Source organism: Bradyrhizobium sp. Bra78 (genome assembly GCF_024519855.1).
GTDB classification, from domain to species: Bacteria; Pseudomonadota; Alphaproteobacteria; order Rhizobiales; family Xanthobacteraceae; genus Bradyrhizobium; species Bradyrhizobium japonicum_G.
On record NZ_JALJRE010000014.1, the window covers coordinates 195245 to 210619 of the forward strand.

The 15375-nt window shown below is 64.6% G+C and carries 13 protein-coding genes and 1 pseudogene; 4 read left to right on the forward strand and 10 right to left on the reverse strand.

Going from position 1 to position 15375, the window contains the following annotated elements; translation table 11 throughout:
• Positions 1-90: 90 nt before the first annotated feature.
• Both OC450_RS27885 and OC450_RS27890 read right to left on the reverse strand, forming a co-directional pair.
• Complete coding sequence (locus OC450_RS27885; protein WP_211387202.1) at positions 91-1197, reverse strand: hypothetical protein; 1107 nt, start codon at positions 1195-1197, stop codon at positions 91-93.
• The gene (locus OC450_RS27890; protein ID WP_262049040.1) at positions 1197-2633 is read right to left on the reverse strand and encodes an MBOAT family O-acyltransferase; all 1437 of its coding nucleotides are present in this window, start codon (positions 2631-2633) and stop codon (positions 1197-1199) included. Before OC450_RS27890 ends, OC450_RS27885 begins: the two co-directional genes overlap by 1 nt.
• 312 nt (positions 2634-2945) lie before the next feature.
• On the opposite strand from OC450_RS27890, the gene OC450_RS27895 reads away from it, so the two are divergent.
• Complete coding sequence (locus OC450_RS27895; RefSeq protein ID WP_262049041.1) at positions 2946-5051, forward strand: S9 family peptidase; 2106 nt, start codon at positions 2946-2948, stop codon at positions 5049-5051.
• A gap of 24 nt (positions 5052-5075) precedes the next feature.
• On the opposite strand, the gene OC450_RS27900 is transcribed toward OC450_RS27895, so the two are convergent.
• Both OC450_RS27900 and araD read right to left on the reverse strand, forming a co-directional pair.
• On the reverse strand, positions 5076-5795 hold the full coding sequence (locus OC450_RS27900; RefSeq protein WP_211387199.1) for a ribonuclease activity regulator RraA: 720 nt from the start codon (positions 5793-5795) through the stop codon (positions 5076-5078).
• A gap of 10 nt (positions 5796-5805) precedes the next feature.
• Positions 5806-7542, reverse strand: coding sequence for an L-arabinonate dehydratase (gene araD / locus OC450_RS27905; protein WP_262049042.1), 1737 nt, complete (start codon positions 7540-7542; stop codon positions 5806-5808).
• Positions 7543-7799: 257 nt separating this feature from the next.
• On the opposite strand from araD, the gene OC450_RS27910 reads away from it, so the two are divergent.
• Together OC450_RS27910 and OC450_RS27915 are read left to right on the forward strand one after the other, a co-directional pair.
• A complete protein-coding gene (locus OC450_RS27910; RefSeq protein ID WP_211387197.1) occupies positions 7800-8216 on the forward strand; it encodes a response regulator in 417 nt (138 codons plus the stop codon).
• A complete protein-coding gene (locus OC450_RS27915; protein WP_262049043.1) occupies positions 8194-11790 on the forward strand; it encodes a PAS domain S-box protein in 3597 nt (1198 codons plus the stop codon). Before OC450_RS27910 ends, OC450_RS27915 begins: the two co-directional genes overlap by 23 nt.
• 49 nt (positions 11791-11839) lie before the next feature.
• On the opposite strand, the gene OC450_RS27920 is transcribed toward OC450_RS27915, so the two are convergent.
• Positions 11840-12475, reverse strand: a complete 636-nt coding sequence (locus tag OC450_RS27920; protein ID WP_106946755.1) for a response regulator transcription factor — start codon at positions 12473-12475, stop codon at positions 11840-11842.
• A gap of 149 nt (positions 12476-12624) precedes the next feature.
• On the opposite strand from OC450_RS27920, the gene OC450_RS27925 reads away from it, so the two are divergent.
• Positions 12625-12915 carry a hypothetical protein gene (locus tag OC450_RS27925; protein WP_211387195.1) on the forward strand — a complete coding sequence of 97 codons (291 nt, stop codon included), beginning with the start codon at positions 12625-12627 and terminating at the stop codon, positions 12913-12915.
• 52 nt (positions 12916-12967) lie between these two features.
• Here the strand turns inward: OC450_RS27925 and OC450_RS27930 are convergent, their stop codons facing one another.
• The 5 genes and pseudogenes from OC450_RS27930 to OC450_RS27950 all read right to left on the reverse strand — a co-directional run.
• Positions 12968-13471 (reverse strand): response regulator, encoded by a 504-nt coding sequence (locus OC450_RS27930; protein WP_262049044.1) that lies wholly within the window; start codon positions 13469-13471, stop codon positions 12968-12970.
• Positions 13472-13612: 141 nt separating this feature from the next.
• Positions 13613-13930, reverse strand: a complete 318-nt coding sequence (locus tag OC450_RS27935; protein WP_211387193.1) for a PilZ domain-containing protein — start codon at positions 13928-13930, stop codon at positions 13613-13615.
• Positions 13931-13932: 2 nt separating this feature from the next.
• Entirely contained in the window at positions 13933-14814 is an 882-nt protein-coding gene (locus OC450_RS27940) for a CheR family methyltransferase (protein WP_211387192.1), read from the reverse strand.
• A gap of 61 nt (positions 14815-14875) precedes the next feature.
• The gene (locus OC450_RS27945) at positions 14876-15262 is read right to left on the reverse strand and encodes a PleD family two-component system response regulator (RefSeq protein WP_211387191.1); all 387 of its coding nucleotides are present in this window, start codon (positions 15260-15262) and stop codon (positions 14876-14878) included.
• 31 nt (positions 15263-15293) lie between these two features.
• Positions 15294-15375 (reverse strand): annotated as a pseudogene (locus tag OC450_RS27950) (chemotaxis protein CheW); the annotation flags it as partial.

The window sequence follows — 15375 nt, forward strand, 5'->3', positions numbered from 1 at the left end:
TCAATTGCGAAATGGACTCGCGGTTAGATAGCCCGTCTCGCCGCGACTGCGGCGAGCCACCCTCTCCCACAAGAAGGGGAGAGGGGAACATCAGTGCTCGACGCGATACGCCTCGACCTGCGCCTTCAGCTCGTTCAGCGACGCCAGCGGCGCCTTCGGGTCGACCCTGTACTCTCCACGCGCCAGCCACGACAGCACCTTCGCATCAATCACCGGCGAATGGTGGATGACGTCGCCGTAATTGTCGAGGTCGTGCGTCACCGCCTTGATCGCGCGGAAATCGTACAAGCGCACATTGGGAAGCTGCGTCAGGCGCTGTGCGATGAAGGCCGTGAGATCTGTGACGATCTTCAGCGTCGCCGGCGAGGCGTCGCGCATCGCGACGAATTGCAGGATCGAATAAGGCGGGAAGTAGATGTCGAAGGTCACGTCCGGATGGCGCGCGATCAGGCCGACGGCATCGTGCTCGAAATGCCGCACCATGGCGTCGTAGCCGTAGCCTTCGCCGAGGAAACGGCTGCGCACGGGATCGGTGATGTAAGCGAAGGCCGCGAGCGTCCTTTTCGCATTGTAGCCACGTGCGACCTCGAAATCCCGCGGCAGCGCGTAGATGTCGTCGACGTCGGACAGCGCAAACTTGACGGGGAGAAACGGCGCCACCCGGCCCAGCGGGCCCCGCAGCGGCGGAACCGACCGCAGCAGAGCGAACAGGGATTCCTTCGCCATCGTCGCGTTGAACAGATAGGACGCGATCCCCTTTGCCGTCCCGCGATAGAGATCGACGGCGAGATAAGGATCGGCCTCGATGCCGGCCGCATCGACAAAAATGAAATCGTCCATCGCCCAGACCACGCGCCTCGCGCCGTGATCGATCGCCTGCTCCAGCACGAAGCCCTGCTGACGCGAATTGGATCCGGTCATCGCCAGCTTGAGCGAATGGACGCCGAGCGCACGATCGATGTCGCTCTGGCGAAAGTGAATCGCGAGCGAGGTGCCCATGAAGGCGGTGTCGAACGACTGGCTGCGGATCAGCCCGGCGTTCTGCACCCGCGTGTCGTCGGAATAGAAAGCCGGGGCGAGACGCGAGGAGCGGAACAGTTGCAGCGGATCGACGACGAAGGTGAGCGCGGCCGCGCCCAGGACGCACGCGACGCTCGCGAGGAGAACACGTCCCGAATATGTGAATGCGCTTTGCATCAGAACCGGAAATAGATGAATTCGCTGTGGCTCTGGATGCCGAGAAACCCGAACGCGAGCACGAGCGACGCGGCATAGAGGAACAGCGACCGCATGCGCCCTGCCCTCAGGCTCTCACCGACCCGGCGATTGGCGTGGTCATATCCCATGATTCCCTGCGTGTTCGGCGCCAGCCACACCAGCGCAGCGTAGATCGTGATCTGCACCAGCGCCGCGATCTCGTCACGGCCGAAGGCGATGTTCGCGGGATCAGCCATGGCGCCGAGGATTCGCAGCGCCCAATCGATGCGCTCGGCGCGGAAAAACACCCAGGCGACGACGACGGCAAGGAACGTCAGCGCCGCCCCCGCCATGCGGACCGGGCGCGCAAGAGGCCTCGGAACGCTCGGCACCAGCGCGCTGAAGGCATGGTTGATGCAGAGATAGGCGCCGTGCAGCGCGCCCCACACCACGAACGTCCAGGCCGCACCGTGCCAGAGCCCGCCGAGCAGCATCGTGATCGACAGGTTCACGTAACGCAGCACCCGGCCGTGCCTGTTCCCGCCGAGCGGAATGTAGAGATAGTCGCGCAAGAATTGCGACAGCGTCATGTGCCAGCGGCGCCAGAACTCGACGATGCTGGTGGCCTTGTAGGGCGAGTTGAAATTGACGGGCAGGAAGATGCCGAACATCAGCGATATGCCGATCGCCATGTCGGAATAGCCGGAGAAGTCGAAATAGAGCTGGAACGTATAGGCCAGTGCACCGAGCCAGGCCTGGTCGAAGCTCGGCGAGCGCGCCTCGAAGGCGAGCGCGACCAGCGGCTGGATGCCGTCGGCAAGGCAGGTCTTCTTGAACAGGCCGATCGCGAAGATGATGATACCGCACAGCATCAGATGCCCGTCCGGATGCTTGGATTCCTCGCGCTCGAATTGCGGGATCATGTCCTTGTGGTGGAGGATCGGGCCCGCGATCAGGTGCGGAAAATACGTCACGAACAGCGCGTAGTGCGGCAGCGCGTAGGCCGCGACCTGGCCGCGCCAGGCATCGACCAGGAACGCGATCTGGGTGAAGGTGTAGAAGGAGATACCGACCGGCAGCAGGATATCAAGCGCGACATGCGTCCCGGCCAGCGCATTGACGTTCTCGGCGACAAATCCGGCATATTTGAAGATTCCGAGCACGAGGAGATCGCCGGCAACGCCAAGCGCGAGCGCCGCTCGGCGCTGCATGGGGTCGAGCTTCGCCACGATGAGGAGATGGCCGACGCCATAGTTGAACGCGATCGAGACCAGCAGCAGGGCGACGAATTGCCAGTTGCCGATGGCGTAAAAGGCGAGCGAAGCCGCCGCCAGCCAGATCACCGGCGTCAGATTGCTGCGCCGCCCCAGCCAGAAATAGCCGGCCAGAACGATGGGAAGGAACAACAGGATGAACGGGTACGAGTTGAACAGCATGAGGCTGGACCGGCGGCGGAGATATGGCCCCTAAAGCATAGAAGCAGCGCATCAACAACCCGGCGACTTGGTGTGGTGCCGCTGGCAATTCGAGGAATCGGGACGATATAAGAGGCAACGCAGCGGCCTTCCTTCTCCCTCTCCCCGTTCTTACGGGGAGAGGGTTGGGGTGAGGGGCTGCTTCAGCAAGGGTAGTGAGAGTTGAACTCGCGGAGAGTCCCCCTCACCCGGATTGCATCGAAGATGCAATCCGACCTCTCCCCGCGAGCGGGGAGAGGTGAAAGAACGCCGACGCATCTGAATGAGGATCGAGTGACGCACTCCAAAACACCTTCCCAGCCCCCCGTCGCCCCGCGCCGGCCGCATTCCTTTACGCGGCACGGGATCACCGTGACCGACGATTACGCCTGGCTGAAGGACGACAAATGGCAGGAGGTGCTGCGCGACCCGAAGGTACTCGATCCCGACATCCGCAAATATCTGGATGAAGAGAACGTCTACACCGAGAGCCTGCTCGGCCACACCTCGTCCTTGCAGAAGATGCTGGTGCGCGAGATGCGCGGACGGATCAAGGAGGACGATTCCAGCGTGCCGTCGCCGGACGGTCCGTTCGCCTATTTCCGCAGATTCCGCGAAGGCGGGCAGCACGAGCTGTTCGGCCGCATGCCGCGCGACGGCGGCGAGGGCCATATCGTGCTCGACGGCGATGCACTCGCCAAGGACCACGAATACTTCAAGTTCGGCGGCAGCCGCCACTCGAACGACCACAAGCTGCAGGCCTGGAGCGCCGACACCAAGGGCTCGGAGTATTTTACGATCCGCGTCCGCGACTGGGCCACAGGGAAGGATTTCGACGATCTCGTCGAGGAGACCGATGGCGGCGTGGTCTGGAGCGCGGATGCAAAATCCTTCTTCTATGTGAAGCTCGACGACAATCACCGGCCGATGCAGGTGTGGCGGCACAAGCTTGGCACCAGGCAGGCCGACGACACGCTCGTCTACGAGGAACAGGATTCCGGCTGGTTCACCCATCTGCACGAGAGCACCAGCGGCCGGTTCTGCGTGATCGCGGGCGGCGATCACGAGACGTCGGAGCAGCGGTTGATCGATCTTGCTCACCCGGAGGCGCCGCCGCGCCTGGTCGCGGCGCGCGAGGAGGGCGTGCAATATTCGCTCGCCGACCGCGATGACCAGCTCTTCATCCTCACCAATGCCGACGACGCCATTGACTTCAAGATCGTCACCGCGCCGCTCGCCTCTCCCGAGCGCAAGAACTGGCGCGATCTGATCCCGTACCGTCCCGGCATCTACATCATCGATCTCGATCTCTATGCCGGCCATCTGGTGCGGCTGGAGCGCGCCAATGCGCTGCCGTCGATCGTGATCCGCGACCTCGCCTCAAACGTGGAACACGCCATCGCCTTCGACGAAGCGGCCTACTCGCTCGATACGATGGGCTCCTACGAGTTCGAGACGACGAATTTGCGCTTCGCCTATTCGTCGATGACGACGCCGTCGGAAGTCTATGACTATGACATGACCGGGCGCACGCGCACCTTGCGCAAGCGGCAAGAGATCCCGTCGGGCCACAACGCCGCCGACTACGTCACGACGCGCATCATGGCGAAGGCGCAGGACGGCGCCGAGGTGCCGGTGTCGATTCTCCATCGCCGCGGGCTCAGGCTCGACGGCGCGGCGCCGCTGCTGCTCTACGGCTACGGCTCCTACGGCATGGCGATGCCGGCCTCGTTCAGCGCCAACAGGCTGTCGCTGGTCGATCGCGGCTTCGTCTACGCCATCGCCCATATCCGCGGCGGCGCCGACAAGGGCTGGGGCTGGTATCTCGACGGCAAGCGCGAGAAGAAGACCAATTCGTTCGACGATTTTGCCGCCAGCGCGCGGGCGCTGATCGATGCGAAATACACCAGCGCGAAACGCATCGTCGGCCATGGCGGCTCGGCCGGCGGCATGCTGATGGGCGCGGTGGCGAACCGCGCCGGCGAATTGTTCGCGGGCATCGTCGCCGAAGTGCCGTTCGTCGACGTGCTCAACACCATGCTCGACGACACGCTGCCGCTGACGCCGCCGGAATGGCCCGAATGGGGCAATCCGATCGAGAGCGAGAAGGATTTTCGCACGATCCTGTCCTACTCGCCCTACGACAACGTCGCGGCGAAAGACTATCCCGCGATCCTGGCGATGGGCGGGCTGACCGATCCGCGGGTCACCTATTGGGAGCCAGCCAAATGGATCGCGCGCCTGCGCGCCACCATGAGCGGCGGCGGCCCGGTTCTCCTGCGCACCAACATGGGCGCCGGTCACGGCGGCGCCTCGGGACGCTTCGACCGGCTCGATGAGGTCGCGATCGTCTATGCGTTCGCGCTGTGGGCGGCAGGGATGGCGGAGGCCGGGGTGTAGCCACACCCTCCACCGTCAAACCAACTACCGCCCGTTCCTCTTCCGCCATTCCGCGAAGTCGGTGAGCGTCTGCGGATCGGTCGCGGGATAAAGACCAAAAATGCCGCGACCTCGGCCTACTTCCTCGGTGACGAAATCCTCGAACGCGGTCATCTCGAAGGTCTCGTTGGCGATCTCGTCGGCGAGATGCGCGGGGATCACGATGACGCCGTCGGCATCGCCCAAGATGACGTCGCCGGGAAACACCGGCGCGTCGCCGCAGCCGATCGGGACGTTGATCTCGATCGCCTGGTGCAGCGTGAGGTTGGTCGGTGCGCTCGGGCGGTGGTGATAGGCGGGGATGCCGAGTTTCGCGATCTCGGCGGAATCGCGGAAACCGCCGTCGGTGACGACGCCGGCGACACCGCGCTTCATCAGCCGCGTCACCAGGATCGCGCCGGCCGAGGCCGCACGCGCGTCCTTGCGGCTGTCCATCACCAGCACGCTGCCTGCCGGGCAATCCTCGACCGCCTTGCGCTGCGGATGCGAGCGATCCTTGAAGACGTCGATGGTGTTGAGATCCTCGCGGGCCGGCATGTAGCGCAGCGTGAAGGCTTCACCGACCATGGTCGGCTGGTCCGCGCCCAAGGGGTGCACATCCTGGATCATCTGGATGCGCAGGCCGCGCTTGAACAAGGCGGTGGCGACCGTAGCGGTGGAAACGGATTTGAGCTTGTTGCGGGTGGCTTCGCTGAGTTTGGTCATGTCGTGCTCTCTAGTAAATCGACGGCTCGCCGATCGGCGCGCCGAAATCGGTCTCGAGGAAGTCGAAGTCGCAGCCGTCATTGGCCTGCTTGATGTGCTTGGTGAACATCCAGCCATAGCCGCGTTCGAAGCGGCGCTCGGGCTGCTTCCAGGCGGCGCGGCGCTTGTCGAGCTCGGCTTCGGGAACGTCGAGATTGATGGTGCGCGCGGCCACGTCGAGCGTGATGCGATCGCCGTTGCGGACCAGCGCCAGCGGACCGCCGACATACGATTCCGGCGCGACGTGCAAAATGCAGGCGCCGTAGCTGGTGCCGCTCATGCGTGCATCGGAAATGCGCACCATGTCGCGCACGCCCTGCTTCACGAGTTTTGTCGGGATCGGCAGCATGCCCCATTCCGGCATGCCCGGTCCGCCCTGCGGCCCCGCATTGCGCAGAATGAGGATATGGTCCTCGGTGACGTCGAGATCGGGATCGTCGACCGCCTTCTTCATCGACGGGTAGTCGTCGAACACCAGCGCCGGTCCGGTGTGCTTGAGGAAGCGCGGCGCGCAGGCGGAGGGCTTGATGACGCAGCCGTCGGGCGCCAGATTTCCCTTGAGCACGGCGAGCGCGCCTTCCTTGTAGATGGGATTGTCGACCGAGCGGATCACATCGCCATTGTGGACCTCGGCGCCAGCGATGTTCTCGCCGACAGTCTTGCCGGTGACCGTCATGCAGTCGAGGTGCAGGTGCGGCTTGATCTGGCCCATCAAGGCCGGCAGGCCGCCGGCGTAGAAGAAGTCCTCCATCAGATAGGAATCGCCGCTCGGACGCACGTTGGCGATGACGGGCACCTTGCGGCTGGCGATCTCGAAATCGTCGAGGCCGATGTCCAGCCCGGCGCGGCGGGCCTGTGCGATCAGATGGATGATCGCATTGGTCGAGCAGCCCATCGCCATCGCCACCGCGATCGCGTTCTCGAACGCCTTGCGGGTCTGGATCGTCTTCGGGGTCAAATCCTCCCACACCATCTCGACGATGCGGCGGCCGCATTCGGAGGCCATGCGGATGTGGTTGGCGTCAGCGGCCGGAATCGAGGAAGCGCCCGGCAGCGTCATGCCGATCGCTTCCGCGATCGCGGTCATGGTCGAGGCCGTCCCCATGGTCATGCAGGTGCCGTAGCTGCGGGCGATGCCGGCTTCGATGTCGAGCCAGTCCTTGTCGGAGATTTTTCCGGCGCGGCGCTCGTCCCAGTATTTCCAGCCGTCCGAGCCGGAGCCCAGCGTCTTGCCCTTCCAGTTGCCGCGCAGCATGGGACCTGCCGGCAGATAGATCGCCGGAATGTTCATCGAGGTCGCGCCCAGCAGCAGCGCCGGGGTGGTCTTGTCGCAGCCGCCCATCAGCACCACGCCGTCGACGGGATGGCTGCGCAGCAGCTCCTCGGCATCCATCGCGAGCAGATTGCGATAGAGCATCGTGGTCGGCTTGAGCAGCGATTCCGACAGCGACAGCGCCGGCAACTCCACCGGCAGGCCGCCGGCCATCAGGATGCCGCGCTTGACGTCGTCGACGCGCGACTTGAAATGCATGTGGCAAGGCTGGGCGTCCGACCATGTATTGAGGATCGCGATGATCGGGCGGTCCTTCCACTCCTCCGGCGCGTAGCCCATCTGCATGGCGCGGGAGCGATGGCCGAACGAGCGGAGATCGTCGGGCGCGAACCAGCGCGCGCTGCGAAGCTGGTCGGGCGTTTTCTTCTTGGTCATTGCTTTTTCCTCTGCATATCCGTCCGCTCTTCTCACACGCCGTCCACACGTCGCAAGTCGCCGGATGTGCCGAACTCAGCCTTCCGGTATGCACGCAAACGTGCATATATTGGGACACGAAGCAACAGCGACCGACCGGGCCCCGTAATCGCGCGAAGTGCTTGCGGGCTGAGCGGAATCCGCGCAACAATTTCATTTTTGATGGTTTGATTTGCGGCCGGCGGGGAGGCCCCACTCCGGCCCGGAGGAATTCAGACGTGGCCAACATCCTGATCGTGGATGACGACCCGGCCGTTCAAATCACGATCCGGCTGATCCTGGAGAGGGCCGGTCATCACGTCACCGTCGCCGGCGACGGCCGCAGGGGAATTGCGCTGTTCGAGGCCGGCCGGTTCGACCTGCTGTTTCTCGACATCTTCATGCCCGGCATGGACGGGCTGGAGGCGATGCGCCACATAAGGGCGCTAGCCCCGGCCATTCCGATCATCGTCATTTCCGGCCGTTCGATCACGCCTGAGAGCTATGCGGAGCCGGATTTCCTGAAGATGGCGACCAAGCTCGGCGCGGTGGCAAGCCTCCAGAAGCCGTTCCCGCCCGACGCCCTGCTCGCTGCGGTCGACGGCTGCTTCGCGGCGGCGCGGCAGGCTCCCGATGTCAGCACCGAGCGCCGATGACAACAGCATCCGATCCGCTGCGGGCCAGATCGGGCGCGACCATTCGGGACGTGGTACGAATATCCCCATGACGCTCGCAACGCGGCTCGCCATCGCGATGATCCTGCTGGTGGCGGTGACCGTGGCCGCGGTCGGCTGGCTGGGCTATCGCAACATCAGCCAGGCCGTCATTCCGCGCGTCCTGGAGCGGATCGAAGCCCAGTCGAGCCTGCTGGCCACCCATCTTGAATCCTACGTCGCCGGAGCCCGCGGCGACCTGCTCGGCTATCGCTCCGCCGTAGCCATCAATGGCCTGATCCGTGCCCACATCAATGGCGGCATCGACGCCCTCGACGGCGTTTCGGAGCAGACCTGGCGCGAGCGCATCGCGGCACGGCTCGCGGCCGAAATCGAGGCCAAGCCCAGCTACGGCGAGTTTCGTATTATCGGCCTTGATCACGACCAGCGCGAACTGGTCCGCGTCGATCGCTCCGGTCCGAATGGGGCGGCACGGATCGCTCCCGACAACGAACTGGAGAACAAGAGCGAGCGACCCTATTTCCAGGCGACGATGCGACTGGCGCCGGGGGACATCTATGTTTCGCCGGTCGATCTCGCCACCCGGCAGGGGGGAACCACGGATCCTCACATTCCGACGTTGCGCGTCGCAACGCCGCTGTTCACGCCGGACGCCAAGCCGTTCGGCATCATCATTGCCAATATCGACATGCGTCCGGCGCTCGACCGCGTCCGCACGACCGCTGGCGCCGGAGGCGAGATCTATGTCGTGAATTCGCGCGGGGATTATCTCGTTCATCCCGATCGCGCGCAGGAATTCGGCTCATTTCATGGCCACGCCAACGATTGGCGCAAGGACTTTCCGTTCTTTGCAGCACGGGCCGGCCTGCCGCAAGGATCCACACAGCTCATGACCGATCGATCGGGCCGTCCGAGTGGAGCGGCGATCGCACCGGCGATGCTTGCGGGCAAGGAGTGGGTGGCGATCATCGAGACGGTCCCGCCGTCCGTGTTCGGCCGCGTTCCGGCCGCGATTCAAAGAACCTCTTCGCTGGTCGGCCTGCTTGCCGTGATCGGCGCAGCTTTACTTGCGGTGCTGCTGGCGCGCTCGCTGACCCGCCCGATCGGACGTCTGACCGCGGCGGTGGAGGCCATCGGCAGCGGACGGTCCGCCGACATTCCCCTCGATGCCAGCGGCGAAACGGGCGTGCTGGCCCGGGCTTTTGCCCGGATGGTCGAGGAGACGCGCGCGAAGACGGCCGCCCTCGAACGCGAGGTCGAGGAGCATCGCCGCACCGAGGCCGCCCGAAGCCATCATGAAGAGCGCGAGCGCCTGTTCAGCTCCGCGGTCGAATCGTCCGACGATGCGATCGTGATGCAATCGCTCGACGCCGTCATCACCGGCTGGAATCCCGCCGCCGAGCGCCTTTACGGCTATTCGGCGCAGGAGGCGATCGGGAACTCCACCTCGATCATCGTTCCGGCCGACCGGCGCGAGCAGGGCAAGGACTATCTGAGGCGGATCGCCAGAGGCGAGCCGATCGAACGCTTCGAGACGGTGCGCCTGCGCAAGGACGGCACGCCAGTGGAGATCTCGCTCAGCCTGTCGCCGATCAAGGGGCCGTCGGGCGAGATCGTCGGTGCCTCCGGCACCGCGCGCAGCCTCACCGAGGCGCGGCGGGCCGAGCGGGTGCTGCAGCATCAGATCGAGGAGCGACGGCAGATCTTCGATACGTCGCAGGATCTGATCATGGTGATGGACGCGCGCGGCCATATCGCGCAGATCAGCCCGAGCAGCGAAATCATTCTCGGCTACCGGCCCGAGCAGATGATCGGCCGCAGCGGCGCCGATTTCATTCATCCCGACCATCTCGACCAGTCGCGCGGAGAGATGCGCGCGCTGCGGCGCGGCGAACGTCCCACGCTCGCCGACACCCGCTGCTTCCACCAGGACGGCCACGAGGTCTGGCTGTCCTGGCTCGGCAGCTGGTCCGAGCCGGCGAAGCGCTTCTTCTTCGTCGGCCGCGACATGACGGAGGCGCGGCTCGCGCAGGAATCGCTGCGTGAAAGCGAACGGCTCGCCCGCAACATCGTCGAGACCTCACTCGACGCCTTCGTCCAGACCGACGAGATGGGCGGCATATTGAACTGGAACTCGCAGGCCGAGCAACTCTTCGGCTGGAGCCGCGACGAGGTGCTCGGCAAGAGCACGATCGACCTGATCGTCGCCGAGAGCGAACGCGAAAGGGTCAGGGCGGGTCTGAAGCATTTCCTGGGAAGCGAGGACGGCAGGACGCTGAACCGCCGCCGCGAGCTCATGTGCCGCCGCCGCGACGGCAAGGAGTTCAAGGCCGAGCTGAGCGTCACCGCGCTGAAGCGCCGCGAGGGCCTGCTGTTCAACGTCTTCTACCGCGACCTTACCGACAAGATCGCGGCCGAGGAGCGCATCCGCCACGCCGAGAAGATGGAGGCGGTCGGCCAACTCACCGGCGGCGTGGCGCACGACTTCAACAACATCCTCACCGTCATCACCGGAACGATCGAGATCCTGGCGGAGGCGGTCGAGAAGGAGCCGCAGCTTGCCGCCATCACCAAGATGATCGACGAGGCCGCCGCGCGCGGCGCCGATCTGACCCAGCACCTGCTCGCCTTCGCGCGCAAGCAGCCGCTCCAGCCGCGCGAGATCGACATCAACTCGCTGATCATCGACACCGCGAAACTGCTGCGGCCGACGCTGGGCGAGCAGATCCAGATCGAATCGGTGTTCGAGGACGAGAACTGCGTCGCGATCGTCGATCCCAACCAGCTCACCACCGCGATCCTCAACCTCGCGCTCAATGCCCGCGACGCCATGCCCGGCGGCGGCAAGCTGATCGTGGAGACGGGCGCCGCCTATCTCGACGAGATCTATGCCAGCGTCAACGACGTCCGGCCGGGCCATTACGTGCTGATCGCCGTGAGCGATACCGGCAGCGGCATTCCCGCCAACATGCTGGCCAGGGTGTTCGATCCGTTCTTCACCTCGAAGGGGCCGGGCAAGGGCACCGGACTCGGGCTTTCGATGGTCTACGGCTTCATCAAGCAGTCCGCGGGCCATATCAAGATCTACAGCGAGGAACGGCACGGCACCACGATCAAGATGTACCTGCCGCCCGGCAAGACGCCGACGGCGGTCGGCGAGGGTGTGATTCCGGCAACCATCGAGGGCGGACACGAGACGATCCTGGTGGTCGAGGACGACCGGCTGGTGCGCGACTACGTGCTGGCACAGCTGCATTCGCTGGGCTACGTCACGTTGCAGGCTGCGAACGCCGCGGAGGCGCTCGCAATCGTCGCCGCCGGAAAACCGTTCGACCTCCTGTTCACCGACGTCATCATGCCCGGCAAGATGAACGGACGGCAGCTCGCCGACCAACTGCAGAGGACACGTCCGGATCTCAGGGTGGTCTATACGTCCGGCTATACCGAGAACGCGATCATCCATCACGGCCGGCTGGATTCAGGCGTTCTGCTGCTGGCGAAGCCCTATCGCAAATCGGATCTGGCGCGGATCATCCGCAAGGCGTTGAGCGCTTGAGGACTCCGTAGCCCGGATGAGCCGGGCTACGAAAACTCCACCGAAAGACTTACGACGCGCGCTGGGCCGCGGTCATCACGATGCGGATCAGATCGGCGGCATTGCGCGCGCCGAGCTTCTTCATGATGTTGGCGCGGTGATCCTCGATGGTGCGCGGGCTGATGCCGAGCGTGCGACCGGCTTCCTTGTTGGATGCGCCGGCGGCGAACTGCTCGAGCACCTCGCGCTCGCGCCGCGTCAACGGCTCGCGTCCGGGGAAATGGAGCGAGCCGAACTTCGGCGCCGCGTTCTCCGACTGCCTGCGTGCATAGGCGCCGATCGCCTCATCGAGCCGGCCGACGATCTCGCTGCCGCGGAACGGCTTCTCGATGAAGTCGAGCGCGCCGCTCTTGATGGCCCCGACCGCCATCGCGATGTCGCCCTGTCCGGAGATCATGAAGATCGGTGCCGGATAGTCTTCGCCGTGCAGCTCCTTGAGAATGTCGAGGCCCGACTTGCCGGGAATGTGCACGTCGAGCAGGACTGCTGCAGGTGTGCGGCTTCGCGCGACGGAGAGCAAGGCTGCGCCGTCCGCAAAACAGATCACCTCATAGCCCGCCGCCTTCAACACCATCGACAAGGTGTCGCGAACGGCAGCGTCGTCGTCGACCACGAAGATTTCACCGCGAGAGCTTTGTTCGGCCATGTGCCACATCCGGTTGGCATGAAGGACTCGCGTCCGCGCCAACCGTTATGGCGTTAGGCGCGGATTCGGCCCACCCGTATTTGTACGGGACATGGACTTAACGCACAAGTAGCGGCAAGGCGCCTAATTGCAGGGGACGGAGAATATCCATGCTAAATTTGGCCGACACGTCGCCTCTGGCCGCAATGCCCGAAGTCGAGAGCCTTCAGTTGATTGCGGCCGACCTTCGCTTGCTGATCGTGCAGGTCGAGACCAGCATGCGCCGCATCGCCGCAGCCACGGATCAAGAACACGGCAGCGATCAGGAAGGTTCCGCGGACGTTTTCGTTCTCGACGACGTCACGCCGCGGTACGCCACGGCGAGCGCCGCCCTCGGCGCCTGCCGGGCGGGCCTTGGCCACGCCCTGGAATGCCTGTCGGAAACCGGAAGCACGGTGTAGATCGCGATCGGCGCGCCGGCGCGGCCGGATCATCGCATGGCAGCTTCGCGGCTCAGGCGCGGTGCCGTTCCACGATTGCGTCGGTGGCGACACCACCCCAGGTGTGGATCGCCGGCAGGCCCATCGCGGTCTTGCCGAGATTGGCGAGGCTGATGCGCAGGGCCGCGAGATCCAGTGGCTTGGGCAGGCTCTGGAGCTCGATCCCGACCGAACGGGCGAAGTTGCGGGCGGCGCTGCGGCGCTTGCCGTCCATGCCGCTGATGACGATCACGGCGCCGGCAAATTTCACCTTTGCCATCTCGCCCAGCACGTCGATACCGTCGCCATCCTCCAGCACGAGATCGAGCGTCACGCAGTCGAAACGGGCGGCACGGAGCTTTTCGATCGCTTCCGTCACGGACGGGGCCACCGTGACTTCGTGGCCGGCCTGCTTGGCGGCGACCGTGATCAGGCTGCGCTGCGTGGCGTCGTCATCGACCACCAGGAGCTGAAGCGCACGCCGTTCGGCGCCGTCGGGCAGGTTGGACGGGATGGGAGAGAGTGAGCTTCTGGGCATTGCCGTATCCTGAGATTGAGACCGGCAATGGATACACGGCTCGCGCTTAGGCGGCGTAAAGCCGCTACGGCAAATTGTGGGGGATGTTTCAGCAAATATGAACCAACGTCCCGGCAAACGGCGGCGAGACGCATGTGACGGTCAGGCCGCCTCGTCACGGCCACCGGCTGCGCCGCGCTTCTTCCGGTTCTTGCCGCGCAGGAACTGGATGTCCATTTCGGCGCCGTTGACGCGCACCAGCTCGCAGCGGCGATAGGCGAGGCCGGTGGACGACAGCAGCAGGAAGAACTCTTTCAGGTTCAACCCCTGAATCGAGCCTTCCACGGTGAGGATCGCGTCGGTGTCGGAGATCGCATTGAGCTTGCAGTCGCGGCGCCAGGTGCCGTCGATCGCCATGATGCAGACATCATAGCCGCGACTGAAAGTTACGCGTTCAGCGCCCTTGCCATCCTCGACCATGCCTATCGTCCTGCCATGACCGCCATGCGCGGCGCCGCGCCGGCGAGTGCCGGCTTGGCGGCTGCGGCACGCGGGTCGTTCGGCTTGTAGAGGCCGCGCCGCTCCGGGATCGGCCTGAACGTGTCGGTCAACCCGACCACGGTTTCGGCCGCGCCCAGCACCAGGAAGCCGTCGGGCTCGATCTGGCGCGCCAGGCGGTTGAAGATGTTGATCTTGGTGTCCTGGTCGAAATAGATCAGCACGTTGCGGCAGAAGATGACGTCGAAGGTGCCGAGCTGGGCGAAATCGTGCAGCAGGTTGAGCTGCCGGTGCTGGATCATCGCCCGCAGCTCGGGATTGATCTGCCAGGTTTCGCCGGTCTGCTTGAAATATTTCATCAGCATCTGGATCGGCAGGCCGCGCTGCACTTCGAACTGGCTGTAGATGCCGGCCTTGGCCTTCTCGAGCACCTCCTGCGACAGGTCGGTCGCGATGATCTCGACGCGCCAGCCGGTCAGGGCCGCGCCCATCTCCTTCAGGCTCATCGCCAGTGAATAGGGTTCCTGTCCGGTCGAGCCGGCGGCGCACCAGATGCGCACGCTGCGGCGGCCGGCGCGGGCCTTGATGATCTCCGGCATGATGGTGTCGCGGAAATGATCGAACGGGACCTTGTCGCGGAAGAAGAAGGTCTCGTTGGTGGTCATCGCCTCGACCACGCTGGTGACGAGCGCGCCCGATCCTGCGCCCTGCAACTTCTGCACGAGCTCGCCGATGCCGGAGAGCCCGGCCTTGCGGGCGAGCGGCAGCAGCCGACTTTCAATCAGATATTGCTTGTCTGCGGACAGGTCGAGCCCGGAATGATCCCTCAGGAACTTACGCAGATACTCATACTCGGTCGGGGTCACGGATAGCCTCTCGGAAGCTGTACTGGGAACACTCTGGCCCAAGCACTCGGGCCAGACACACTCAGACCATTGCTTGTCCGACCGGGATCAAGCCGACTTCGGCGAACTTGTCGGCGATAATGTCTTTGTCGAAGGGCTTCATGATGTACTCGTTGGCGCCGCCGCTGAGCGCCTGAGCGATATGAGCCACGTTGTTTTCGGTGGTGCAGAACACGACCTTGGGCTCCTCACCGCCGGGCAGGCGGCGCATGTGGCCCATGAACTCGAAGCCGTCCATCACCGGCATGTTCCAGTCGAGCAGCACCGCGTCGGGCAGCTGCCGCTTGCAGATCTCGAGCGCTTTCGAGCCGTCCTCGGCCTCGGTGACTTCGAATTCCAGGCCTTCCAGGATCCGGCGCGCGATCTTGCGCACGACGCTGGAATCATCGACCACCAAACACGTTTTCATTTTGGTTCTCCGGCTTCGATGTTGTTGGGGCTCACGCAGCCATCTGCACTTCGGTTTTGAGCTCGAGGACGCGATCGACGTCGAGGACGACCATGAGCTGGCCGTCGAGACGG